The organism is Paenibacillus sp. PK3_47 (assembly GCF_023520895.1).
Lineage (GTDB): Bacteria > Bacillota > Bacilli > Paenibacillales > Paenibacillaceae > Paenibacillus_AQ.
In genome coordinates this window covers 5470173-5495440 of the sequence record NZ_CP026029.1, presented here as the reverse complement: position 1 = coordinate 5495440, position 25268 = coordinate 5470173, and the positions used below count along the sequence as shown (strand labels likewise).

Genomic DNA, 25268 nt, shown 5'->3' with positions numbered 1-25268 from the left:
TCTCTCATGAAATTCGGAACCTTTGACGACATCCGCAAAGAGTATGTAATCAATACTCCAAAAACACCTTATCCATGGATCAACTACCTTGGTAACGAGCAATTTTTCGGACTTATCTCCAATACTGCCGGCGGTTATACCTTCTACCGTGATGCACGCATGAGAAGACTTACCCGTTACCGGTATAACAATATTCCGCTGGACACAGGCGGCCGCTATTACTATCTGTATGATGACGGTGATTTCTGGACTCCGGGCTGGATGCCGGTAAAACGTGACCTCGACTTCTACGAATGCCGCCACGGTCTTGGCTATACTTCCATTACCGGCGAACGCAACGGAATTTCCGTTAACCAATTGGCTTTTGTTCCTATGGGCCACAACGCCGAAGTTCACCGCCTTGTCGTAAAGAACACCGGTGATGTGAAGAAAACCGTTAAGCTGTTCTCTTTTGCCGAGTTCTGTCTGTGGAACGCTCAAGACGATATGACCAACTTCCAGCGCAACCTGAGCATCGGTGAAGTTGAAGTCAAGGACTCCGTAATCTATCACAAAACCGAATACCGCGAGCGCAGAAACCACTATGCTTTCTATTCTGTAAACAAACCGCTTGACGGCTTCGATACCGACCGTGAATCCTTCGTGGGTATGTACAACGGTCTGGACAACCCGCAGGTAGTGGCTTCCGGTGAAGCAAGCAACTCCGTAGCCAGCGGCTGGTCCCCAATCGGATCCCATGCCCTGAACATTACGCTGGAACCTGGCGAAGAGCAAAGCTTCATCTTCGTTCTCGGCTATATCGAGAATCCGGAAGAAGAGAAATGGGAATCCCTGAATGTCATCAACAAAAAGCCGGCACAGGCTGTCATCGAGCAGTTCGCTACAGACGAGCAAGTGGACGCAGCACTGGCTGTTCTGGCTGCACACTGGGATAACCTGCTGTCCAAATACCAAATCCAGAGCGGCGACGACAAGCTGAACCGGATGGTCAACATCTGGAATCCGTATCAATGTATGGTTACCTTCAACATGTCCCGTTCCGCTTCTTACTTCGAATCCGGAATCGGCCGCGGCATGGGCTTCCGCGATTCCAACCAGGACTTGCTCGGCTTTGTACACCAAATTCCTGAGCGTGCCAGAGAGCGTATCCTTGATATCGCCGCTACCCAGTTCGAAGACGGCAGCGCGTATCACCAGTACCAGCCGCTTACCAAAAAAGGCAACAACGAAGTCGGTACAGGCTTCAACGATGATCCGCTCTGGCTGATCCTTGGAACCGCTGCGTACATCAAAGAAACCGGAGATACTTCCATCCTGGATGAGCAGGTTCCGTTCGACAGCAATCCTGATAACACTGCTACCCTGTTCGAGCACTTGAAGGTTTCCTTCGAGCATGTGACCAACAACCTCGGACCTCACGGCCTGCCGCTGATTGGCCGTGCGGACTGGAATGACTGCCTCAACCTGAACTGCTTCTCCACCGAGCCGGGTGAATCGTTCCAGACTACTGCGAACATCGAAGGCCGTGTAGCTGAATCCGTCTTTATCGCTGGTCTGTTCGTCTTCGTAGGACCGGACTATGCTGAAATCTGCCGCATGCGCGGTCTTGACGATGTAGCTGTAGACGCTGAAGCCAAAATCGAGAACATGCGTGAAATCACGCTGACTCACGGTTTCGACGGAGACTGGTTCCTGCGTGCTTACGATCACTATGGCGACAAGATCGGCAGCAAAGAGAACGAAGAAGGTAAAATCTTCATCGAACCGCAAGGGATCTGCGTTATGGCCGGTATCGGTGTAGAGAACGGTCAAGCTGCCAAGGCGCTGACTTCCGTTCAGGAACATCTGGATACGGACTATGGTATCGTGCTGCAGCAACCTGCGTACTCCAAGTACTATCTGAACCTGGGTGAAATTTCCACGTATCCTCCGGGCTACAAAGAAAATGCCGGTATTTTCTGCCACAATAACCCATGGATCATGATCGCTGAAACTGTACTGGGCCACGGCGACAGAGCTTTCGAAATCTACAAGAAGATTGCTCCGGCTTACCTGGAAGATATCAGTGAAGTGCACCGCATGGAGCCTTATGTGTACTCGCAAATGATTGCCGGTAAAGACGCTGTGCGCCACGGGGAAGCGAAAAACTCCTGGCTGACAGGTACAGCTGCATGGAACTATGTAGCCATTACCCAATCCATTCTTGGTATTCAAGCTGATTTTGCCGGCCTGAAGGTAGATCCTTGTATCCCTGCCGAGTGGGACGGTTTCGAAATCACCCGCGTCTTCCGTGGAGATACTTATGTGATCACGATCAAGAACCCGAACCACGTGTCCAAAGGCGTTGCCAGCCTGACACTCGACGGCGCTGCTGTTGAAGGTAACATCATTACACCTGTAGGTGACGGCGCTGTTCACCAAGTGGTTGTAGAGCTTGGCTAATCAGATTCACGGTATTAGGAAGGGATAAAACAATATCTTTCCGGTATCTATAAAAAACAACCCGGATTCTCCGCGTATCAGCGGTGAACTCCGGGTTGTTTTTTTAAAAACTATTAACTATTAGTAATTCTTTGGCTTACGCCTTGCCTTCAGCAATCCATACCCGCATCTCGCCGCTGCCGCGGTTACCCCACAGATAATAAGGAACGGCCTTAATCTTGACCTCATTTACCGGCGCCTTTACTCTATTGTACAGGCCTCCGTTCCAGCCCTGCTGATCCACACGGAAGCCTTTGCTTTCTACCACAACTGCACCACCAAGCAGGGACTCATCGAAGGTCTCACTGAAGGCTGCTGTTTCATCCAGTGTAACGGAGCTTAAGGGTTCCCCGTTATCGGCAGACTCCAGGCAATAGACCAGCGGTCCGCGCTGAATGGCTGTCTTTTGGGCATCTGCACGCAATAAAGGATGGGCATAAACGCGGTGTGCTTCCATCGGAATTTCGGCTTCAATAACATCACCCGCATTCCACACTCTGCGGATAATCACGTACCCCTGCTGACGTTCAGCGGATTCCAGCACTTCTCCGTTAATCTTAATTTCGATCCCCTCGCTCCAGGAAGGCACCCGCAGAGCAAGACCGAATTCCCCGGAAGCTGCTGGATCAAGCTGCAATGACACCTTTCCCTCCCACGGGTAGCTGCTCTGCTGGCTGACAGCAACTTCGGTACCGCCAAGCTTCACATTCAGCTCACTGCCGATATAGAGATTTGTGTACAGCGTATCCCCGTGAACGGTGTAAATGTACTGGTTCAGCGAAGTCAGCAGACGGGCTACATTCGGCGGACAGCAGGCACAGCCGAACCAGCCCTGGCGCTCTGACTTGACATGATGTTTGCCCGGATCACAGCTGCAGGCCTGCGGCCATACTTCCAGCGGATTGACATAGAAATAATGCTTGCCGTCCTGCGCCATGGAACCGAGTACGTTGTTGTAGAGCGCCCGCTCCATAATGTCCGCATAACCCGCATCCGGAATCATCTCCAGCATCCGCTTCGCGAAGAAAATAAGGCCGATAGAAGCACAAGTCTCCGCATACACCGTATCGTTAGGCAGATCATAGTCGAAGGTGAATGCTTCGCCGTGATGCGTAGAGCCGATCCCTCCGGTAACATACATCTGTTTCTCCGTCATATTGCTCCATAGTCTTTTGCAGGCTTCGCGCAGTGCCTCATCTCCGGTAATCGCAGCCAGATCGGCCATTGCCGTATACATATAGACAGCACGCACGGAATGTCCTACGGCTACACTTTGTTCGCGCACCGGAAGATGGGCCTGGTTGTACGCAGGATCCATTCTGTCCGTTTTGCCCGACCAATGGGTGACGCGTCCCCGCTGCTCCCACTCCTGGCGGAGAAAATTCGGCTCCTGTCCTCTTTCATCAATAAAGAAGCTTGCCAGACGCAGAAATTTCTCTTCACCTGTCAGCCGGTACAGCTTCACCAGCGCCAGTTCAATTTCCTGATGGCCGTCGTAGCCTTTAATTTTGCCTTCCTCAGGCCCGAATACAGAATCGATATGATCAATGTTACGGCGCATAATGTTCAGAAGCTTGTCTTTGCCGGTAGCTTCATAATAAGCCACAGCCGCTTCTATGAAATGCCCTGCGCAGTACAGCTCGTGGCAATCCTGCAGGTTCGTCCACCGTTTGTCCAGGCCGTTGATAATAAAATACGTATTGAGATAGCCGTCCTCCAGCTGCGCCTCCCCCACAAGATCAATAATTTCATCAGCCCGCCGTTCCAGCTCAGGATCAGGCTTGATGCTTAAAGAATATCCTACCGCCTCCAGCCACTTGGCGACATCACTATCCTGGAACACCCACCCTTTGAATTCTCCGCTTTTTCTGCCGGCAGCGATTTCAAAGTTGGCAATGGCATGGCTGGGCTCTGCTTCCGGCACCCGGTCATGCAGCGCTTCATATTGATACGGAATGACGGTATCCTGTACCAGCCGGATATAACGTCCCCAGAATTCATCCTGAATTTTGACGGTCTGCTTGTTGTCCTTGTACACAGTCTCTGCCGCTTTGCTCATCGATCATTCTCCTCTGCATGTAATCGTTCTCGCTATTTGCCATTATAGACGTTAAAATAAATAAAAAACAGGATCATACACAACCCTGTTTTTGTACTATTTCACACGCTATCTCTTAGACAACTTTAGATTATACATCAGGGAACTGTACCTATCTGAAAGGAGCACTTTATGAGCTTTAGCCCTTCTTATATTCATTTTGCAGCCCCGCCCTTTCCCTACTTCCTGGAATGCGGACATACAGTATATCAGCCCGGAGAGCAGCATCCGAACCGCAGCCGGATGGGAAAATTCGACCTGATTCTTGTGGAGCAGGGCTGCCTTTATCTTGGAGAAGACCACAAGCAGTGGGAGGTTCCTGCAGGTCATACGCTGCTGCTGCTCCCGGACCGTTATCATTACAGCGTCAAGCCGTGCGAGGAGACAACCTCTTTCGTATGGATTCATTTTCACACAGTTGCAGAATGGCTGGAGGCTGAAGGTGAACCTGTGTACGCAGGCCGTGATACCCATTTTCAGCAGTTCCTTACTTATCCCTATACGATCCGTGTGCCGCAGTTCGGCCCGCTTCCGGGACCGGCTGAGCCAAGCGGCCAGGCAGCCCAGCTCCTGCAGTTCACCCGCGACCGGAGATCCAGCGCCGTCTGGCAGCAGCAGCGGATTTTTGAAGAAATGCTGCGGATGATGGATCTTGCCCAGCAGGACGCCTCAGGGAGCCATGCTGCCGAAATTGCCGAGCAGACGGAGGCATACATCCGTAATCATTACACTGAAGCCCTCACAAACACAGTTCTCGCAGAGGCGCTCCATTTCCACTACAATTATCTGACACGCTGCATGAAGCGCGTATACGGGCTGACGCCGATGGAGTACCTGACAGATTACCGGCTGGAGCAGGCCAAGCTTCTGCTGCTGAAGACGGAAATTCCTATTGCTGCTATCGCGGACCGCACGGGCTTTGAGAGCACCGCTTATTTTTCGCGCCGGTTTGCGAGCAAGGTCGGTATATCCCCCCTGCGCTACCGGAAGCGGTATTCACGGTAAGTCTGGTTTAGGCATTAGCCGGTTAACACTATAATAAGGAAAAAGCTGAACGCCGAGTTAGGGCTTAGTTGGAAAACCTCCACCTAATCCCTTCCTTTTTCATCAAATATGAGTTTTAGTTGGAAAATCTCCCGCTAATCGGCATGAGAAAAGCCTTTGGAGGCTTATTGAGTACTTTTTAGGTGGAGTTTTTCCCACTACTATTGTAATAGCGCCAGTTTCCTTAGAATTAGCTGGAGAATTTCCACTTTGGCTGATAGGGTCACACTCCATGGCTGATCTGGTCACGCTCCATGGCTGATCTGAACACAATCCACGGCTGAGCTCGGCACGCTCCACGAAACATTTTTCTAGAATACGGACATTAAACCGGCCTTCAACGCACCTGCAGCTCAGATAATGCTCCCGGTTTCTTAAGCTCATTGACCTGATTTTCCTCTATCCTTCCTGCTCATCGCATCACAACGCCAGCTTATCTGGAAAGGGCCCGAAATTCATACATTCTCCGGCAGTAGGACAGCCCGCGGATACGTACCGAGTTGGGTGTATACTCAATAATCCGTCCTCCGCTCTCCAGCACATCCTCCTCCATGTCTTTTACAGCAACTGCTACCTTCACCTCCGACAGCGCAGCTGCCAGCAGATCAATATCACTTTCCAGAATCTTGTATGTAAAATCCATCCGTTCTTCACTCACTTTACTACATTTTTATTTTAATCGTAAATATTACTATTAATATATCTGCTTATATCTTCTCCCGCAAGTACTATTTCATAAGATCATCAATGGCGGGGAATATGAGCTTTGCAGAACAGCTATTTTTTCCCAACTCCATGCATACTTATTAAGACATGCCTTTATGCTTAAAATGGAGATGTTGACTATGCGCCCGATCCCAAGGTTTACCGTTATTGTTCTTGGAAGTCTGCTGATCGCTGCTGCTGCTAACTTTTTCCTAGTTCCCTATAAAATCCTCGACGGGGGGATTATCGGCATCGCCCTCATTATGAATTATCTCTCCGGCGCCAAAATCGGACTGGCCATTGTTTTGTGCAGTCTTCCTGTTTTCCTGCTGGCCTGGGTGAAGGAGCGGGACATATTCTATAACAGTGTGCTGGGCCTGCTGATTTCATCATTTCTGATTGAACTGCTGGGTCCGCTCCAGTTCTACTTTTTATACTATATCGAGGTTGGTTCAATCTCCAGCGCCATTCTCGGCGGCTTTCTGATGGGAACGGGGGTCGGGCTGATGCTGAGGTTCAAAGCCAGCACCGGAGGCACCGATCTGCTTGCCAAATTTATTCACCGGTATGTCCCGCTTAACATTGGCGCCATCATTTTCCTGTCCGATATTCTGATCATCGGGGCTGGCGGGGTGCTGATCTCCAAGGAAACCTTCTTTCATTCCATCCTGACCATCTTCGCCGGCGGTGTGGCAACCGGTCTGTGCACCCTTGAAAAATAACTGTTCTCTCCTTAGCGGCCTGTAAAATAGACTCTGCAGCTGAACACCGCCCAGACATTTATTTCAAAAATAAAATAAATGAATAAAGCTTGATATTTTCAGAAATTACGGCGACAATCAGAAATAGATAACATTCCAGGGGAGGATCGAAAGAAGTTGGATAGCACAAGCAATAACATCAATACTTCCGCGCATGACATTATCGATCTCTGCCTGCTGGCCGGAAAAATTATGCTGCAGAGCGGCGCGGAAACCTACAGGGTGGAAGATACGATGACGCGCATGGCGGCGGCACTCGGATTCCCGGGAGCGCACAGCTACGTGACGCCAACAATCATTATGTTCACAACGAGCCGGACGGAGCCGGTCAAGCTGTTCCGGATCGCTGAGCGGACCACCGACCTGCAGAAGGTCTCCGAGGTCAACGACATCTCGCGCCGGCTCAGTGAACGCCAGCTGAGCGCAGCCGAAGCCCGCGAACGTCTCGGCGCAGTGGATGATTCGGCCCATGCTTATCCTATATGGGTGCAGATCGCTGCCGCGGCCCTCACCGGCGCCTGCTTCACCGTGATGTTCAAAGGCAGCCTCTGGGATGCCCTTCCGGCTCTTCTGGTATCAGGACTCGGCTACGCCGCTGTCATCTACCTGCACAGGCTTGTACAGGTGAGGTTTTTTGCAGAATTCTCCGCTTCGTTCCTGATTGGCCTGATCACCTTCTTCTCCGTCAAATTCGGGATCGGCCAGGAAATGGACAAGATCATCATCGGCTCCGTTATGCCGCTTGTTCCGGGACTTCTTATTACGAATGCGGTCCGTGATCTGATGGCCGGGCACCTGGTATCAGGACTGTCCAAGGGAGCCGATGCGTTTCTGACCGCTTTTGCGATTGGGACAGGCATAGGGCTTGTGCTGTCACTTTTTTAGAATCGAAGATTCCGCAGGTTGAACACCCATGTGAAAGAGGTAACCGTTCATGATTTTGCAGCTAATAACCAGCTTTATTGCCGCAGCCACATTCTGTATCCTGTTCAATGCACCGAAACGTGCGCTGCTGCAGTGCGGCTTTGCCGGGATGGTCGGCTGGATCCTGTATCTGCAGCTTGAGAAAGAGCTGGATACGGTAATTGCCACTTTTGCCGCTACAGTGGTAGTCGGTGTCATCAGCCAATTTTTTGCCCGCTACTATAAAATGCCGGTCATCATCTTCAGCGTCGGGGGAATCATCCCCATGGTCCCGGGAGGACTGGCTTATGATGCCATGCGCAATTTCGTGGAAAATGACAACAATCAGGCCATCCAGTATGCGGTGCAGGCTCTGCTTCTCTCGGGAGCCATCGCCACCGGTCTCGTGCTCAGTGAAGTGCTCGGGCAGATGCTCCGCCGCAAGGCCAGATAAACCGCAAAAAGCCCATCCGCCTGCAGGGATCTAATCCTTGTGAGGTGGACGGGCTTTTTCATCACCAGTTCTAAGGCATGAACAGCAAATAATTGTATTTCCTGCAGCTAAAAGACGACCAAAAACCGGATTCAGAAACTTAACTGTATTCTGTGCAATTAAAAATGACGTAAAGGCTCCTTTTGCGGTTAAAGGGGGTTTTTAATTGCAGAAACTGCAACTAAAACCCTTCCTGTATAAAAATAGATGTCTTTAGTTGTATGAAATACATCTAAAGAGTATCCGCACCTAAAGTTGCTGTCAGTCGCAATATAAGCTAGGAACAAAGTCATCCCACAATCTTCTGATAACTGACAATATCCAGCCACCTGCCGAACTTGTACCCGATCTCCCTGAACAGGGCACTCTGCTCATACCCGTGCTTCAGGAACAGCCGCCGGCTTGGCTCATTATCTGCACAGACGGTAGCGACCAGCACGAGAAAGCCCAGTTCCGCGGCCTGTTCCTCTATGAAGCTGAGCGCCTCCCCGCCAAGACCCCGTCCGCCTTGGCCCGGCCGCAGATAAATACTGATCTCGCCGGATGTGTCATACGCCTGCTTGTTCTTGTGTCTGGCAATAAGCACATAGCCCCGCATGCTGCCGTCCTGCACGATGGCATAAGATTTAAAGCGGTGATCCCCGTTCAATACTGCCTGGCGCATCTCCTGTAAAGTCTGCGGCTCCGTATGAAAAGATACGGTCGTATTCATTACATAATAATTGTAGATATCCAGCACATCTTCCAGATGCTCTTCCCCGATCTCTGTGAAAGACAATCCGGTTGCTTCAGCTTTGCCCATGTTAATCCTCCCAAATCGATGTTTCCAGCTGATCGACAAACCGCCGCAGCCTGCCGGCAATCTTGAGGTTAATTGCGCCCTCCTGATACATTTGCTGCACGGTATCCCGCTGCTCCTGAATCGCCTTGAGCTTCAGCTCCAGCTTCTCATCATCAATAATACCATCCTTGCTCCAGCCTTCGCCCTGCGCAAGCCGCGACTCCAGCCGCTCATACTTGTCAATCACCCGCTGCGCAGCCGCACGGTTCTCATCACTGATTCCCCCGCTGACCGCGGACACTGCCGCCTGGCACATCGCGATTTTGGCCTGGCGTGCGCTCTCGGCATTCTGGACGGCCTTCCGGCCTTCTTCCCCATCCAGGCGGCCGGAAAACAGCCCAGAGAACAGGCGCTGGATTTCCGTAAACGAAAATTTAATCTGCGTATCCAGCCGGCGGCAGAGCAGTGATTCTGTATGATCCAGAATTTGCTCCATCCGGGCGGCAACCGGAGTGGCAATGCTCCCTGCTTCCACCATCTGCCGGAGTGCTGCCCGCTCTGCCTCCAGACCGTCCAGGCGTGCTTGAACCCCCAGCTTGCGGAACTTCTCGGCAGCGATATCGTTCTCTGTCTTGGGAGCACAAAGCCTGTCGATCTTATCGGTAAACTCCAGCAGTGCCGGCTGGGTTGAAGAACCCGGATTCTCTGCAGCCAGGCTGCGCAGCATCGCCATTCCGGCATCAATCACAACTGACCTTGCAGCCAGCTCCGTGCTCTTCGAATCCGGGGCTTCAGCAGCAATCTCCTCCTTCCCTGCCAATATAGGCAGGAATATACTGGCCAGGACCAGCCACACCAGAATAACCCCGGCGGCGAGGGCAATGATCAGGTCGCGTTCGGGAAATGGGGAGCCGTCTCCCAGAACCAGCGGGATCGAGAAAGCCCCGGCCAGCGTTACGGCTCCGCGCACACCGGAAATTGAGGTGATCAGCTGCGCCTTCAGCGGCGCCTTGTCTGTCCTGAGCCTGCGGCTTTCGAACAAGGAATAGGCATATACCCAGAGAAACCGCAGCACAAGCAGCAGCAGCGTGATCGCCAGTACATAAGCTGCCACCATAAAATTATTCATGGATTCATCCACGATGATGACCCTGGCCACATCCGGAACCGATACGCCGAGAATCAGGAACACCATCCCGTTCAGGATAAACAGCAGCACCGACCAGGTACTGGCCGATACAAGCTGCAGCTTATACTGCGGAGATGCAGCACGGTCCTTCTCGATCGCATAGACGATCCCTCCGGCTACAACGGCCAGGATTCCCGACACGCCCATCTCCTCGCTGACCAGATAAATAATAAACGGTGTAAGGATCTGCAGCAGGACATGCATCGTGACATCCTCCATGCCGAACCTGCGGATAAATATACTCAGCCGGATCAGCAGGAAGGACAGCGCCGCTCCCAGCAGCAGTCCGCCGGCCGCAATCATAATGAAGCTGAGCGTCGCCTTGGGCAGTGAGAATACGCCGGTAACCATCGCTGCAATTGCAAATTTAAAAGCAACCAGCCCGGAAGCGTCATTCATCAGGGACTCGCCTTCCAGAATGCGGTGGATGCTCTTGGGCAGATGGACTCTTCCGGCCAGCGAGCTGACGGCAACAGCATCTGTCGGCGAGAGAATCGCCGCAAGTGCGAAGGCTGCCGCCAGCGGAATGGACGGAATCATCCAGTGAATGGCATATCCGGCGGCAAATACGGTTACAAAGACAAGACCCAGGGCCAGCAGCAGGATAGGTGCCCTGAGGTTCCATAATTCATCCCGGGGTGTCCGCCTCCCGTCATTGTACAGCAGCGGGGCAATAAACAGAATAAAAAACAGCTCAGGCTCAAACTCCATATGTATTCCCGTCGGTACAAGCGCAGCAATAATTCCCAATCCAATCTGGATCAGGGGAATCGGAACAAACGGGATAAACCGGTTCACGATATTGGAAGCCGCAATAAGAGCAAGCATTAGCAGCACGGCCAGAAAAGTCTCCACGCTTGATCATCCCCCGTATGTTATTGTCAAAAAAGGACACTGTTATTTCAGAATAGTATACCCGAATTTTGAAGTACAAAAAAGAAGCAGAGCGGCCTCTGCTTCTTGCTTCTCATAGCTTTTACTAAAACACCGGATGTCCTCTTCGGCTTCTAATGGGCTTTGATCATTTTGCAGGAGCCTCTTTTGAGCAGTACGGCATCATAGACCAGATGCTGATGGCCTGAGCGTCCGGAAATGAGGTCGAACAGGACATTCACACTGGATAAGGCCATTTCTGTCCCCGGCTGGCTGATTGTATCCAGAGAAGGATGATAATACTCCGCCATTTCGATACCGTCAAATCCAAGGATCGAGATATCATCAGGGATGGAGAGCCCGGCGGTCAGCATGGCTTTGGCCGCACCGATGGCAATCGTATCCGAGGCGGCAAAAATGGCCGTCATCCCTTTATTCTTGTTAAGCAGCCTGCGCGCCGCATCAAATCCCGAGCTCGGACTATATTCGCAGTCTCCGACAAGGCCGGCATCATAAGACAGACCATGTTCGGTGAGAGCCTGCTTGTAGCCCAAAAACCTGCGGTTACCCGTTGTTTCATCCAACAATGGCGACTTGGCCAGAAATCCGATATTTGTATGCCCCAGTGAGATCAGGTAATTGGTGGCCTTATAGGCCTCCTTCCATTCATTGATGATCACGCTGGAAAAGATCCCCGGGTCCACCTCCTGCGTAGAGGTGATTGTTGTCAGCACAAAGGGCACCGTCAGCTGCCTGAACTTCTCCTCGGAATGATTATAGGTTCCGCCCATAAAGATGACCCCGCACAGATTCTTCTCTTTCACCAGCTGAATGGCAGCGTTAATCTCATCTGTCCCGTCTTCTACCTGCTGGATCAGAAAAGGATAGCCGCGCAAATTGACCTGGCGTTCAATTTCTTTGATCATAGTGGAGAAGAAGGGATTGGTAATTCCCTTGACCATGAGGGCGATATTTTTGGATTCCGTAGTTTTCAAATTCCGCGCATTGGAATTGGGAATATAATTGTATTCCTTGACAACACTCAGAACCTTCTCCCGTGTGGCCTTGCTCACCAATCCCTTATTGTTAATCACCCTGGAAACCGTTGAGATGCCGACACCGGAAATCCGCGCGATATCCTTGATATTTACGTCCACTATATTCCTCCATTTAGGGGTAAAGGAGCTATGCACCGACAGCTCCCCCACACCTTTTACCTTCTTTTAATTGACAGGAACGAAATCAGCCAATTGTTTTTCTACTTCGGCAATGACCTTGTCGACTCCTGCTTTTTTCAGCTGCTCACGGTAATCTGCGACAGCTTCTTTCGGATCTTTGCTGGTTTTGCCCAGCATCAGCTGGATGCCCAGCTGTGAATTGACGTTGGAAATGGCAGCAATCTCTGTGGTCACATTCGACGGATCGAAGCTGAAGCCGTTGTACGGATCATCGATGGCTACCTTATCCCATTCAGCATACAGGGAGTTGCGGACCGGGTTTTCGGATTCGGTAGGAATGACAAACTTGTCATTGCGCAGGGACCAGGCCGAGAAACCGCCGCCATCGGTTTGTTCATTGAATCCTTCCGGTTTTTTCAGGGTTCCGTCTTCGATCACGTAGTGCTTGCCTTCAATTCCGTACTGGATCAGGTTATAGTAGCTTTCATCAGTCATGAACTTCTCGATCACCATCAGAGCCCGTTCCGGATTGGCCGAATTTGTGCTGATAACCGTCGAGTTGTCCACACCCATCTTGCGTTTGATCTTTTTATTGGCTTCAGCAAAAGTAAAGAAGTAAGGATCAGATTCAGGCTGGGCCTTCATATCCGCGCCATACTGGCCGATCCAGTCCTGGGCATGGGTGAGATAACCTGCGGAATTCGCCGCTCTAAAGTTTTCTTTACCGCCAAGCGATGCGGATAAAACATCTTTTGCCCAATAGCCCTTGTCCGCCCATTCCCGCATCTTCACAGCCCAATCTTCAAATTCCTGGGTGAATGCCGGATGGAAGACTGTTTTATAATCCTCCGGACTTTTGGTAACGAGATTAAGTTCCACGGACGATATGCCAGGCGCATTCAGCCACATATCCGTAGTATCTACTAGCATTCTGTACATATTCTGCGCATCCTCAGCCTTGCCGTTGATTGGCGGGAAGGACTCATTGGCGACGACATTATCCATATATTTTACCATGTCATCGATAGAATCGATTTTGTCCATGCCGTATTTCTCCAGCAAGTCCGAACGGTAGGCATAGCCGGCAGGCGTATATTCACTGTATAAACTCGGAACTCCGTAGATCTTGCCTTTATATTTGGTATTCTGCCAGGCACTTTCCGGGATCTCCGCCTTTAATGTAGGAGCAACCTTGTCGAGCATTTCCGTAATATCCACCAGAGCACCTTCGCTGGCCAGGGTAAAATAAGATACCGGCGCTCCCGGTGAGGCATGAGACATATCGAACTTTTCACCGGAAGCGAACAGCAGCGGGTATTTGGTAGCCGTATCCGGCCAGTCGATGTACTTTACTTCAATCGTAGTGTTGAGGTCAGCCTTAAGCTTTTTGTTAATCTCGGCAATAATATCCTTATTGGTAACCCCTTCGCTGCCCCAAAGATAGTATACCAGCTTAGCTTCTTTAGAAGTATCCACTCCACCCGCGTTAGAGGAAGTTTCCGCAGCCCCGCTATTAGCAGGTTCATTATTGGATGCATTATTGCCCGAAGAACAGGCACTCAGCAATCCGCCAAGCATGAGTACAGCAATTAAAGAAGACGCAATTTTTTTACCTTTCATTAGGTAAGCCTCCCTTTTCTCTTCTGTTTTAGAAAATATGATCTATAATAAATGCCCTGTATAAAGCATCCATTAACCTTTTACTGCCCCGATGGTGAGGCCAGATACAAAGTAGCGCTGTACAAACGGATAGAGCAGAATGATCGGACCGGTAGCCAGAACAGCTGTAGCCATCTTGATGGATTGGGTCGGCAGGTCAGCCGTATTGATCACTGCCCCCGAGTTGATTAACGCCCCAAGGTTCGTCTGGTTGACCATTCGCTGCAAAAAGTACTGGAGCGGATATTTTTCCGGCGTATCAATATAGAGCATTCCGTTGTACCACTCATTCCAGAAGCCGAGGGCCGAGAACAGTCCGATTGTCGCCAGGGACGGGACCGCCAGCGGAATAAATATCCGCCAATAGATCCGGAAATCGCCTGCCCCGTCGATAGTTGCGGATTCATACAGGGAGTCAGGAATCGCCTTCATGAAGTTGCGCATCAGGAAGATCGACCAGGCACCGACCACCCCGGGGAGAATCATGGCGAACAGGCTGTCTTTCAAGTGAAGATGCTTGACCATCAGAATATAGGTGGGGATCAGACCGCCGCTGAACAGTGTCGTGAAGTAGATCAGGAAAGAAAAAAAGTTGCGGTATTTGAAGTCCTTGCGGTTGAGCACGAACCCGGCCATCGACATCATGAACAGCCCGAGCACCGTACCTACTACAGTGATAAAAATCGTAACCTGGTAAGCGTTGATCAGCTGTGTAGAGTTGCTAAGAAGCATTTCGTATGCTTTAAAAGAGAGCTCATTCGGCAGCAGCTTGTATCCCTCCCGGACAATTTCCTGCTCGTTCATGAACGAGGAAGAAATCATTAAGGCAAAGGGAAATAAGCAGAACAGCGCAAAAATGGTAATGGAGATGTAACTGATCAGTTTAATGAAGATACTGCCGGAGTCCTGCTTGATGGTTGTCTTTGCCACTATAATCACCCCTTTACATATCTGAACTTAGAACAAGGCGCTGTCCGGTTCAACTTTGCGGACGATAAAGTTAACTACCAGCACCAGGATCAGGCCGAACAAGGATTGATAGAAGCCTACTGCCGCCCCCATGGAGAAGTTAAATTGTCCGACCAGGGAACGGAATACATACGTATCAATGATATCTGTCTGCGGATACAGTACCGAGTTGGTGCCGATGAGATTATAGAACAGGTCGAAGGAGCCTTTGAGGATTCCGCCCATTCCGAACAGCAGCAGCAGGATAAAGGTCGGCTTCAGGATCGGAAGCGTCATGTAGCGGATCCGCTGCCAGGTCGTCGCGCCGTCCATGTAAGCGGCTTCATATAAATCATGATTAATCCCTGTGATCGCTGCGAGATAGACAATCATGCCATAGCCGGTACCGGCCCAGATCTTGAAGGCTACAATGATATATTTCCAGATCCCGGGATCGGAATAGAATTCATAACGCTCCAGACCGGCGCCGGCGAATATCGTATTGATAAAACCGGAGTTGAAATTGAAAATATTGTAGGCAAACACGCCAACGATTACCATGGAAATGAAGTTAGGCAGGAGAATGACGGACTGTGAAATCTTCTTGAACCATCTGCCTGATATTTCCGCCAGCATAATGGCAAATACAATCTGAATGATATTTCCTAGGGCTAGGAAGACCAGGTTGTAGAGCAGTGTATTCTTGGTAATATTCCAGAGATCACCGTTCTGGACAAGGAATTCAAAATTCTTCAGGCCGATAAAATCACTGCCAAAGATCCCCTTATTCAGATTGTAGTCTACGAATGCGACGTATGCCCCCGGCATTACCGCGTAATGAAAAATCGCGAAATACAGAATGACAGGCAGCAGCATCAGAAAAAGGACTCTGTTTTTTACAACTTCCCGGATCAAATTCCCGCCTGCACGCTTAAAACTTGCCAATGAGCCCACCTCCAGTTTGAACATTCATAAAGCGGAAATGACAGTATAGAAACGTTTCCATTGTTTTCACCAAACTCCCCTCGCGAAGAATATACTCCCAAAATGTATGCGCTGTCAATCAGAATTCCTAAAAATTTTTCAAGTACTTATCTAACACATTATTGTTCGTTTGTACAAAAATAACTATTTTTTTGAACATTATTGACAACTTTTTAGGTTGGGACTAAGATCTAGGTGTATTCAGTATGGAAACGTTTCTATTGTATTTTTCGTGAAGCAGGTTACCCTTCTTTATGACATCCTGTGATGAACTCCCCTTCATTCCATTAACATGTCATAACCAAGCACTGGAAAGCGAGGGTTATTATGATTTTCACACAACACAGCCATCTGATCGGCTTCAGCCGGGGAGATTCGCGCTACAGCTTCCTGCCTACAGGTGATATCTTCGAATTCATGCATGCACACACCCTTATTAACCAATATCAGGGCAACCCGGTAGACGGGTCGGCCAACAACATTTATCTCCGTGTGCATACGGCTGGGGGGATCAACAGCTACCCCCTGCTCGGCATACGTTCCCGTTCCAGACTATCTTACAACCAGGATAAGCTCGTTTTTGAAGGCTCCGCTCAGGAGATTGATTACCGTGTAACTTTTGTTCCGGCTGCTGACGGAATCTGGTTCTGGCACATCCTGCTCTCCGGAAATGGAGAAACGGTAGATATCATTTACGGGCAGGACATCGGCGTTGCGGACAAAGGCGGCGTGCTGTCCAATGAGCTGTATATGAGCCAGTATCTGGACCACAGCATTTGGGAAGGGCCTAACGGCTTTGCAGTATGCTCCCGCCAGAACCAGCCGCAGGGCTCAGCTTTCCCCTATTTACAGCAGGGTGTACTGAATACCCGGGCGGTTGCCTATTCCACTGACGGCATGCAGTTCTTCGGCTTGTCCTACAAGGCTGAGAATGTACCGCAAGTGCTGCACAGCGGACTGCCAAGCCGGAATTATCAGTTCGAATTATCCTACACAGGGCTGCAGACTGAACAGATGTCTTTGAATGAACCGCGTGAATTTGCCTTCTACGGCCTCTTCCGTGAGACCCACCCTGATGCAGTAACCTCGCTGGAGTACGGCTCCGAGATCCGGAATGCTTATACCGCTATAGACTGGAACTCCCTTGCACCGCTCCAGGAAGGTGAAGCTGTTGCGCTCCACCCCGGATTCGGCCAGCCTTATGTCTCAGAGCAATGGTCCCGGGAAGAGATCGATGCGATGTATCCCGAGCGCAGGCTGGAGGAATATGAGGACGGTCAGCTCTTATCCTTTTTCACGCCGGATCACGTCCATGTCGTCCTGCAGTCCAAGGAGCTGCTGGTGGAACGTCCGCACGGGCATATTATCACCACCCTGCTGGATGATAAAAAGATCGATAACAACCTGATTTCATCTACAAATTATATGTACGGTATCTTTAACGGCCAGACTGTAACGGGCAACACCTCTTTCCACAAGCTGCTCTCCACGCCGCGCGGCCTGCTGAATATTCTCAAGAATACAGGTCAGCGCATTTATATCCGCGTTGAAGGAGTTTACCGCATTTTAACGCTGCCTGCGGCCTATGAAATGGGCGTTAACTTTGCCAGATGGCATTATAAACTGAATGGCGATACGCTTACAGTTACCAGCTTTACCGCAGCTCACCAGTCGGATATAGCCCTTCAGGTACAATCCGGGTCCGGCAGGTCCTACGATTTCCTGCTGACTAACCAGCTGGTGATGGGAGAACATGAATTTGTTCAGTCTGTGCAGGTAAATCAGGCAGACGGAATACTGCAGATCCTTCCGGAGGAGAGTGTGCAGCAAAGCCATCCTTACCCTGGCCTTCATTACAACATTCAATTACCTGGTACCGCTTACATGTTTAGTGACGACCGGATTTTCTATGAGGATGGTCAACCGCGCAACGGAACTTTGCTTACAATAACGGTGGAGCAGTCCGCCGGCTTTCAGCTGGTTATGCAGGGCAGGCTTACTTCCGGAGAAAGCAGCAGGGTCCTGCCTTACCGCTTTGAAGAGGAAACCGCTAAATACGGCACATTCTATGAAAACTTCAGTTCCCGGTTCAAGCTGCAAATTGAAGGAAGTGAGCAGAAGCGGATTGAGGCCTTGAATGAAACCGCATGGTGGTACACCCATAATGCCATGACCCATTTTATTGTGCCGCACGGGCTTGAACAGCCTGGCGGAGCCGCTTGGGGCACCCGTGATGTCTGTCAGGGGCCGATGGAATACTTCCTGATGACCCAGCATTATGAATTGGCCAGAAACGTGCTGCTGGAGGTGTTCGCCCACCAGCTCTGGGAGACCCGGGAATGGCCGCAGTGGTTCATGTTCGACCGCCATCCGGTTCATTCCCATGAATGGCATGGCGATGTAGTGTTCTGGCCGCTGAAATGCATCGGCGACTATGTGATGGCTACAGGCGATCAGTCTGTCTTTCATGAACAGATTGGATACCGCCACCTGGATAATGCAATGCCGGCCCCGCAATCCGAGTCACTGCTGGAGCATGTGAAGGCTGCTGTGGAAACGATCCGTAAGCGCTTCCTTAACGGCACCTGCCTTCTCTCCTATGATGGCGGTGACTGGGATGATACGCTGCAGCCTGCCAATGAAGCATTGAAAACAGAGCTCGTCAGCGCCTGGACAGTAGCTTTGGCGTTCCAGGTCATACGTAATCTGTCGCAGGTTACGGACTTTGATCCTGAATTCTCGGCCAGCCTGGCCGATATGGCCGAGGGGATGAAAAATTCCTTCCACAGCCTGCTGATCAAGGATGATGTTATTGCCGGCTTTGCACTGTTCAAAGACGCAGAAACACTGGAATATATGCTTCATCCCCGGGACAACGGGACCGGAATCCGTTACCGCCTGCTGCCTATGACACGCAGTATTATTGCGGAGCTGGTCAGCCCTGCTCAGGCTGCAATCAATCTCCGCCTGATCGATGAGCATCTGGCCTGTCCGGACGGCGTACGTCTTATGGACCGGCCTGCCCGTTATGCGGGCGGTGTAAGCACGGTCTTCCGCCGTGCCGAGCAGGCCGCCAATGTCGGACGTGAGATCAGCCTGCAGTATGTCCATGCCCACATCCGCTATCTCGAAGCGGCAGCCAAGCTGGGGGAAGCGGACCGGGCCTGGGAAGGCTTGTTCCAGATTAACCCGGTCCTTATCCGGGACAGCGTTCCCAATGCAAAGCTCCGGCAGAGCAATATGTATTTCAGCAGCTCAGACGGGGAATTTCCCGACCGGTACAGCTATGATGAGAACTTCGGGCAGCTGCGCACTGGAAGCGTAGAGGTTAAAGGCGGATGGCGGCTTTATTCCAGCGGCCCCGGAATTTACCTGAATCAGCTTATCTCCGGCATCCTGGGCATCCGCTTTACTCCCGGGGAGCTGATTATCGATCCGGTACTGCCGGCCAGCCTGGACGGCCTGCGCTTTACCTACCAATGCTTCGGACGCACATTCACCTTTGTATATCACATCAGCCCGGGCGCTTCCCGGACACCTGAACTGTATGGGGACGGAAAAGCGGTTACCGCCACAAGCCGCTCCAATCCTTATCGTCATGGTGCTGCATGTGTAGACAAAAATACTCTGCTGTCACTCACCGACAGTGAGCTGCACATCCATATCACACAATAACCTGTACATTCGGGAAGAAGGAGTTAGCAATGACCAAACCGTTTATTCAACAGCTGGTAAATGAGATGACGCTTGAGGAAAAGCTGGCTCAATTAACCCAGCTCGGCCCCCACTACTGGGGGCTGGATGATACCGTGGATCTGACCGGACCTTTCAAGGAGCTGAACATTCAGCCCCATGTCATGAACAGCATCGGCAGTGTGCTGAACGGCGTTGGCGCCAAAAATGTGATTGAGCTGCAGACCCGCCATCTGGCTTCCAGCCGCCTGCCTGTCCCCCTGCTGTTCATGGCGGATGTGATTCACGGCTACCGGACCATTCTGCCGATTCCGCTCGCTATGGGCTGCAGCTTTGACCTGGAAGCCTGTGAACGTTTTGCTGAAATTTCCGCCAGAGAAGCCGCTGCTGCCGGTATTCATGTCACGTTCTCGCCGATGACCGACCTCGTCCGTGACCCGCGCTGGGGACGGGTTATGGAAACAACCGGAGAAGATCCCTATCTGAATGCCCGGATGGCCGAACGGATGGTCCGCGGCTATCAGGGAATGGACCTCAAAGACAAGGGGCGGATTGCAGCCTGCGTGAAGCATTTTGCCGCATATGGCGCCCCGGAAGGCGGCCGCGAATATAACACGGTAGACATGTCTTCCGGTGTGTTCCGCGAATATTATCTGCCAGCCTACAAAGCAGCCATAGATGCCGGTGCAGCCATGGTGATGGCTTCGTTCAATACGGTAGACCGTATCCCGGCTTCCGGAAATGAACAGCTGCTCCGCGGCATTCTGCGGGAAGAATGGGGCTTTGACGGCGTAACCATCGCTGACTTCAATTCTGTCAATGAGCTGGTTCCCCACGGTGCCGCACAGGACGGCAGCGAAGCAGCTGAAAAAAGCCTGACTGCGGGCCTGGATATGGAGATGATGTCCACCCACTATATTAATCATGCCGCAGCCCTGGTAGAAGAAGGCAAGCTGGACAGCACTTTGATTGATGAAGCGGTCATCCGGGTGCTGGAGCTTAAGGACGCACTCGGTTTGTTCGAGAATCCGTTCAAGGATGCTGATCCCGAAGCCGACGAGGCTGCCGGCCCGGATCCGGAGCACCGCCGGGCCGCCCGTGTGCTTGCGGCAAGCTCAGTAGTGCTGCTGAAGAATGATCAGGCTGCATTACCTCTGCAGCGCGGCATGAAGATCGGACTGGCCGGCCCCTTCGCCACCTCTGTTCAGGTGCTCGGAGGCTGGTCTGGTACAGTGAAGGATTCCGCGGTCTCCCTTTATGAGGGAATTGTCCGGAAAACTTCAGCTGCAGATGTTCTTACTGCTATGACCGGTGAGCTGGGAAGCATGCTTGAGGGCGTATTTGATGTTGAAGATGAAACCGAGGACGCTTATAACCGGCTGAAGGATTGTGATGTTATTCTCGCTGCTGTCGGGGAGAACCAGCATGATACCGGAGAAGGTGCCAGCAAATCCGGCCTGCGTCTGTCCACTAATCAGGAGAAACTGATCCTGCGTCTGAAGGAAACCGGTAAACGTGTAGTCACCATCGTATTCAGCGGACGTCCGCTGGAGCTGAAGCCTGTTCTGGAAGCCAGCGATGCCCTTGTACAAGCCTGGTTCCTGGGGAGCGAATCGGGGAATGCCCTGGCAGATGTGCTGTTCGGGGATTACAATCCATCCGGGCGACTATCGATGAGCTTTCCGTATAGTGTGGGACAAATTCCGGTGTATTATAATGCTTATCAGACAGGACGGCCTTTTGATCCCGGATATCCGCAGATCCGCTATGTGAGCCGTTACCTGGATTGCCCCAATGATCCGTTGTTCTGCTTCGGCTATGGCCTGAGCTATTCCAGCTTTGAATACAGCAGCTTCAGCGTGGAAAATACCGGAGACACCATCGCGTCCGTAGTCGTGGAGAACACTTCAGACATCGCCGGCAAAGAAACCGTACAGCTCTATATCCGTGATGTCAGCGCAAGTGTCGTGCGTCCGGTCAAAGAACTGAAGGGTTTCCTCCAGGTATCCCTGGCTGCACATGAGAAGCGGCAGGTCTCTTTTACCGTTACACGAGATATGCTGATGTTCTACGGCAGGGACAACCAGTACGTGTTTGAGCCCGGAGAGTTTGATATTATGATCGGACGGAACTCCGGCGACCACTTCACACAGCGCGTGTGGATCGGCTGATCTGCCGCTTAAGAGAGGAGTTAGCGTATGAGTGAAAAATTAGCCTTCCGGGAGGACGGAACCTTTACGATGGTCCAATTTACCGACCTGCACTGGATGGACGGAAGGGCTGAAGACCAGCGTACCCGGGAACTGATGGAGCGTATTTTGGAGGCAGAGCAGCCGGATCTTGTCGTGTTCACAGGCGATCTGATTTATACCGGCCCCGTGTCACCAGGCGAAAAAGATTGCGAAGATCCTGCCGCCGCTTTCCGCGGGGCCGTAGACGCAGCAGAGAAATCCGGTATTCCCTGGGCCTTTGTATTTGGCAATCACGACACCGAAAACCGGATTTCCCGGGAAGAGCTCATGAAGATTGCCCTGGAGCATCCACAATGCCTGGCCGCAGCCGGCCCTGAGGAGCTTTCCGGTTCAGGCAATTACACGCTTGAGATCGGAGGTCCCGGCGGCGGCTCTGCAGCCCTGCTCTATTTTCTGGATTCCGGCGCCTATTCCGAACATGAACAAATTCCGGGCTATAACTGGGTCCGGCGGAATCAGATCAACTGGCTGGCGGGTGAATCGGAGCGGCTGAATCCGCGGAACAGGAACCCCAGACTGCCTGCACTGGCATTCTTTCATATTCCGGTTCCCGAATATCTGGAGATGTGGAACACACAGACCTGTTACGGGCATAAATACGAGCGGGTATGCTCACCGCATGTGAATTCCGGATTATTTACAGCGCTGCTTGAGATGGGCGATGTGGCCGGCACCTTTTGCGGGCATGATCATGTCAATGATTTCACCGGCAGCCTGCACGGGATAAGATTGTCTTACGGGCGGGCTACAGGCTTCAATACTTATGGAAAAGAAGGCTTTATGCGCGGTGCACGCGTAATCAAACTGACTCTGGGCAGAAGGGAATTTGATACCTGGCTCCGCCTTGAGGACGGATCGGTAATGCAGCAGCCGGTACATGAACCGGATATTAATGCACCCGAACATTAATACCATCCGCAGCAGACAAACAGGAGGCGGTTCCGGATTCATCCGGCTTCGCCTCCTGTTCTTATTTGCACATATAATGCTGCTGTTCCATGTATGTTACGGCTTTACAAGCAGCTTGATCCCGATATTCCACGGGTCAGTTACAGTCACTCCCTGCCCATCTCCAGTCACAGTATAACCCGCACTGCGCATACGTTCTGCGACAGCATTACATTCCTGTACACCCGGCAGCAGCAAGGTGAAATAATCGATTCCCGGAGCATCAGCCGGTGCTGCAGGTGCACCCTGCCCCGCCCAGATATTGAGGCCCATATGGTGATGATACCCTCCTGCCGAAATGAACAGTGCCGAATCTCCAAAGTTGGTGGTAACCTCAAAGCCCAGTGCGTCCACATAGAATGTACGGGCCAAACTAAGGTCACTGACGTGAAAATGGACATGGCCCATGGTAGTGCCTGCCGGAAGACCTTTCCACGCCAGCCCTTCTGAAGCCGCTAAAAGGCCTTCCACATCTACCGGATCTGTAGTCATGACGACGTTGCCGTTAGGCTCATGCTGCCAGGTATCTCTCGGCCGGTCCCGGTACAGCTCGATCCCGTTATTATCCGGGTCCTGAATATACAGAGCCTCGCTGACCAGATGATCCCCCTGTCCGATATGAATCCCGGAATCAATCAGGTTCCGCAGCACAAGCCCCAGGCTCGGGCGGTCAGGCAGAAGGATCGCAAAATGATAAAGTCCGGCGAATGAGCTGCGGCGAGGGATCACCGCATGCTCAATCTCCCGCAGAATAAGCAGCACCCGGCTGCCGTCTGCAGTCATTTCCGCCACCCGCTCTTGCCGGCGCAGGACTTGCAATCCTACGACATTCTCATAAAAATCGAGCGAACGCTCCAGATTGCTGACCCTGATCTGTACTAGGCCGATCTGTACTTCCTCATGTAATTTAGCTGCTGTCATATTATCTCCCCCTGGACTCTCTGAATTCCGTTACTGATCTGTTGTATAAAGCCTATTCTTTGCACTTAGTGATATCCCCATTCACAGCTGTAACTAACCCTGTTACATATTTACTAACTTTAGTTTAGTTGCACTCTATAAGTTTGTCAATTACTTTTCTGTAAAAGCAAAAAAGCCTGCCCTCTAGGAGGCAGGCTTCCAAAGTGTTGAGAAACCCGGCTCTTTTAAGGGTCTTGGGTTTCTTGCTGGGTTCCTAGTCTGCAGACACTGCATCCGTTAGATGACTCGTCCTCTTTCGCACGCTAACGGACACTGCGTCCCACCTCTAATGCAAAATAACGGATCTGGAGTCCGTTAGCATTAGGATTTCCAAGTCATTAGTATGTTCTGGTGCGCGTGAGGTGATGGTTGGAGCCGGCAATGTTAACGCGGTGTCGTATGAAATCAAAATCACAACATACGGTTGCCGGGACTTTCACAACGGCCTGAAAGCCTGCCTGAGAAAGGCAGACTTCATTTTTATGTTCTCCCCCGGTATTCCGCTGTTCTAAGCTCACGGATATAAGGCACCATATCAGGCATCCCTGAGGCTTCAGCCTGGGACACCGCCAGCTCAATATCATAAGGAACCCGAACAAACTGGATATTCAGCGGCGCCGCTGTACCGCTACCGTATTCTCCTTCCAGGATCACGTATGAGGCCTGGGTCAGATCCAGCGGATTCCCCACACTGCCGGCATTCAGCAGTACTTTCCCTTCCAGGTGCTGAAGATAAGCGTTATGAATATCACCGTATCCCGCTACATCTGCCGGCAGCGGCTCCCCGCACATCACGGAGGATTCAAACAGGGACAGCCGGCTGCCATAATCATCCCAGGGCTGGATTCTTTCGTTCACGCTGCGCGGTGAGGCGTGGAACAGGCGGATCAGCTTGCCGCTCATCCGGAATTCGATGCAGAACGGCAGGCTTGCCAGGTAGTCCAGACGTTCCTCTCCCAGCAGCGACCGGTGCCATTTTATCATATCCAGCTCATCAGTTCCGGTAATAAATTCATCCCAGTTGCCCCTGACCACCTTCTCACAATGCGTCCGCACCAGATCAACAGCCAGATCAGAGCTCGGTCCTTTGCCAACGATGTCCCCCAGACAGAAGATCCGTGAAATGTTACGGCTCCGGATATCCGCAAGCACCGCCTGCAGAGCAGTCAGATTGCCATGTATATCAGAAATAATTGCGATTTGTTCCACAGTGGTTCCTCCGTTATCTATATAGATTGAACTAGTGATTCTTCTATTTAGAATGGTCGTGACTCCAGAGAACCTTTGGACTTCCGGCCGCTGTTGTCAGCAGATTTCT

At 51.5% G+C, this 25268-nt stretch carries 18 protein-coding genes; 8 read left to right on the top strand and 10 right to left on the bottom strand.

Going from position 1 to position 25268, the window contains the following annotated elements; genetic code table 11:
• The first annotated feature begins 6 nt into the window (after nt 1-6).
• Entirely contained in the window at nt 7-2442 is a 2436-nt protein-coding gene (locus C2I18_RS23840) for a glycoside hydrolase family 94 protein (RefSeq protein WP_249898206.1), read from the top strand.
• A gap of 136 nt (nt 2443-2578) precedes the next feature.
• On the opposite strand, the gene C2I18_RS23835 is transcribed toward C2I18_RS23840, so the two are convergent.
• Entirely contained in the window at nt 2579-4540 is a 1962-nt protein-coding gene (locus C2I18_RS23835) for a glycoside hydrolase family 127 protein (RefSeq protein WP_249898205.1), read from the bottom strand.
• A gap of 171 nt (nt 4541-4711) precedes the next feature.
• On the opposite strand from C2I18_RS23835, the gene C2I18_RS23830 reads away from it, so the two are divergent.
• A complete protein-coding gene (locus C2I18_RS23830) occupies nt 4712-5584 on the top strand; it encodes a helix-turn-helix transcriptional regulator (RefSeq protein WP_249898204.1) in 873 nt (290 codons plus the stop codon).
• A gap of 472 nt (nt 5585-6056) precedes the next feature.
• Here the strand turns inward: C2I18_RS23830 and C2I18_RS23825 are convergent, their stop codons facing one another.
• A complete protein-coding gene (locus tag C2I18_RS23825) occupies nt 6057-6266 on the bottom strand; it encodes a hypothetical protein (protein ID WP_249898203.1) in 210 nt (69 codons plus the stop codon).
• A 202-nt stretch (nt 6267-6468) separates the two neighbouring features.
• Here C2I18_RS23825 and C2I18_RS23820 point away from each other — a divergent pair, with 202 nt between their 5' ends.
• The 3 genes from C2I18_RS23820 to C2I18_RS23810 all read left to right on the top strand — a co-directional run bounded on the left by C2I18_RS23820 (nt 6469) and on the right by C2I18_RS23810 (nt 8446).
• Nucleotides 6469-7050, top strand: a complete 582-nt coding sequence (locus C2I18_RS23820) for a YitT family protein (RefSeq protein ID WP_249898202.1) — start codon at nt 6469-6471, stop codon at nt 7048-7050.
• A 156-nt stretch (nt 7051-7206) separates the two neighbouring features.
• A complete protein-coding gene (locus C2I18_RS23815; RefSeq protein ID WP_249898201.1) occupies nt 7207-7974 on the top strand; it encodes a threonine/serine exporter family protein in 768 nt (255 codons plus the stop codon).
• A gap of 49 nt (nt 7975-8023) precedes the next feature.
• Nucleotides 8024-8446: a threonine/serine exporter family protein gene (locus C2I18_RS23810; RefSeq protein WP_249898200.1), complete on the top strand. Its 423-nt coding sequence runs from the start codon at nt 8024-8026 to the stop codon at nt 8444-8446.
• Nucleotides 8447-8774: 328 nt separating this feature from the next.
• On the opposite strand, the gene C2I18_RS23805 is transcribed toward C2I18_RS23810, so the two are convergent.
• The 6 genes from C2I18_RS23805 to C2I18_RS23780 all read right to left on the bottom strand — a co-directional run bounded on the left by C2I18_RS23805 (nt 8775) and on the right by C2I18_RS23780 (nt 16058).
• Nucleotides 8775-9287 carry a GNAT family N-acetyltransferase gene (locus C2I18_RS23805; RefSeq protein ID WP_249898199.1) on the bottom strand — a complete coding sequence of 171 codons (513 nt, stop codon included), beginning with the start codon at nt 9285-9287 and terminating at the stop codon, nt 8775-8777.
• Between the two features lies 1 nt (nt 9288).
• Entirely contained in the window at nt 9289-11310 is a 2022-nt protein-coding gene (locus tag C2I18_RS23800) for a Na+/H+ antiporter (protein ID WP_249898198.1), read from the bottom strand.
• Nucleotides 11311-11462: 152 nt separating this feature from the next.
• Nucleotides 11463-12485 (bottom strand): LacI family DNA-binding transcriptional regulator, encoded by a 1023-nt coding sequence (locus tag C2I18_RS23795; protein WP_249898197.1) that lies wholly within the window; start codon nt 12483-12485, stop codon nt 11463-11465.
• Between the two features lie 66 nt (nt 12486-12551).
• Nucleotides 12552-14126: a DUF3502 domain-containing protein gene (locus C2I18_RS23790; RefSeq protein WP_249898196.1), complete on the bottom strand. Its 1575-nt coding sequence runs from the start codon at nt 14124-14126 to the stop codon at nt 12552-12554.
• 72 nt (nt 14127-14198) lie between these two features.
• Complete coding sequence (locus tag C2I18_RS23785) at nt 14199-15095, bottom strand: carbohydrate ABC transporter permease (RefSeq protein ID WP_249898195.1); 897 nt, start codon at nt 15093-15095, stop codon at nt 14199-14201.
• A 27-nt stretch (nt 15096-15122) separates the two neighbouring features.
• On the bottom strand, nt 15123-16058 hold the full coding sequence (locus C2I18_RS23780) for an ABC transporter permease (RefSeq protein ID WP_249898194.1): 936 nt from the start codon (nt 16056-16058) through the stop codon (nt 15123-15125).
• 366 nt (nt 16059-16424) lie between these two features.
• On the opposite strand from C2I18_RS23780, the gene C2I18_RS23775 reads away from it, so the two are divergent.
• The 3 genes from C2I18_RS23775 to C2I18_RS23765 are packed head-to-tail and all read left to right on the top strand — an operon-like array spanning nt 16425 to nt 22951.
• Entirely contained in the window at nt 16425-19772 is a 3348-nt protein-coding gene (locus tag C2I18_RS23775) for a GH36-type glycosyl hydrolase domain-containing protein (RefSeq protein WP_249898193.1), read from the top strand.
• Between the two features lie 29 nt (nt 19773-19801).
• Nucleotides 19802-21961, top strand: a complete 2160-nt coding sequence (bglX, locus tag C2I18_RS23770; RefSeq protein ID WP_249898192.1) for a beta-glucosidase BglX — start codon at nt 19802-19804, stop codon at nt 21959-21961.
• 27 nt (nt 21962-21988) lie between these two features.
• A complete protein-coding gene (locus C2I18_RS23765; RefSeq protein ID WP_249898191.1) occupies nt 21989-22951 on the top strand; it encodes a metallophosphoesterase family protein in 963 nt (320 codons plus the stop codon).
• 96 nt (nt 22952-23047) lie between these two features.
• On the opposite strand, the gene C2I18_RS23760 is transcribed toward C2I18_RS23765, so the two are convergent.
• Together C2I18_RS23760 and C2I18_RS23755 are read right to left on the bottom strand one after the other, a co-directional pair.
• Nucleotides 23048-23911, bottom strand: a complete 864-nt coding sequence (locus tag C2I18_RS23760; protein ID WP_249898190.1) for a VOC family protein — start codon at nt 23909-23911, stop codon at nt 23048-23050.
• A 519-nt stretch (nt 23912-24430) separates the two neighbouring features.
• On the bottom strand, nt 24431-25159 hold the full coding sequence (locus C2I18_RS23755; protein WP_249898189.1) for a metallophosphoesterase family protein: 729 nt from the start codon (nt 25157-25159) through the stop codon (nt 24431-24433).
• Nucleotides 25160-25268: the final 109 nt, after the last annotated feature.

Coding starts and splice junctions, on each gene's coding strand:
- C2I18_RS23840 (WP_249898206.1), top strand. CDS start 7: ATGAAATTCGGAACCTTTGACGACATCCGCAAAGAGTATGTAATCAAT.
- C2I18_RS23835 (WP_249898205.1), bottom strand. CDS start 4,540: ATGAGCAAAGCGGCAGAGACTGTGTACAAGGACAACAAGCAGACCGTC.
- C2I18_RS23830 (WP_249898204.1), top strand. CDS start 4,712: ATGAGCTTTAGCCCTTCTTATATTCATTTTGCAGCCCCGCCCTTTCCC.
- C2I18_RS23825 (WP_249898203.1), bottom strand. CDS start 6,266: ATGGATTTTACATACAAGATTCTGGAAAGTGATATTGATCTGCTGGCA.
- C2I18_RS23820 (WP_249898202.1), top strand. CDS start 6,469: ATGCGCCCGATCCCAAGGTTTACCGTTATTGTTCTTGGAAGTCTGCTG.
- C2I18_RS23810 (WP_249898200.1), top strand. CDS start 8,024: ATGATTTTGCAGCTAATAACCAGCTTTATTGCCGCAGCCACATTCTGT.
- C2I18_RS23805 (WP_249898199.1), bottom strand. CDS start 9,287: ATGGGCAAAGCTGAAGCAACCGGATTGTCTTTCACAGAGATCGGGGAA.
- C2I18_RS23790 (WP_249898196.1), bottom strand. CDS start 14,126: ATGAAAGGTAAAAAAATTGCGTCTTCTTTAATTGCTGTACTCATGCTT.
- C2I18_RS23775 (WP_249898193.1), top strand. CDS start 16,425: ATGATTTTCACACAACACAGCCATCTGATCGGCTTCAGCCGGGGAGAT.
- bglX (WP_249898192.1), top strand. CDS start 19,802: ATGACCAAACCGTTTATTCAACAGCTGGTAAATGAGATGACGCTTGAG.
- C2I18_RS23765 (WP_249898191.1), top strand. CDS start 21,989: ATGAGTGAAAAATTAGCCTTCCGGGAGGACGGAACCTTTACGATGGTC.
- C2I18_RS23760 (WP_249898190.1), bottom strand. CDS start 23,911: ATGACAGCAGCTAAATTACATGAGGAAGTACAGATCGGCCTAGTACAG.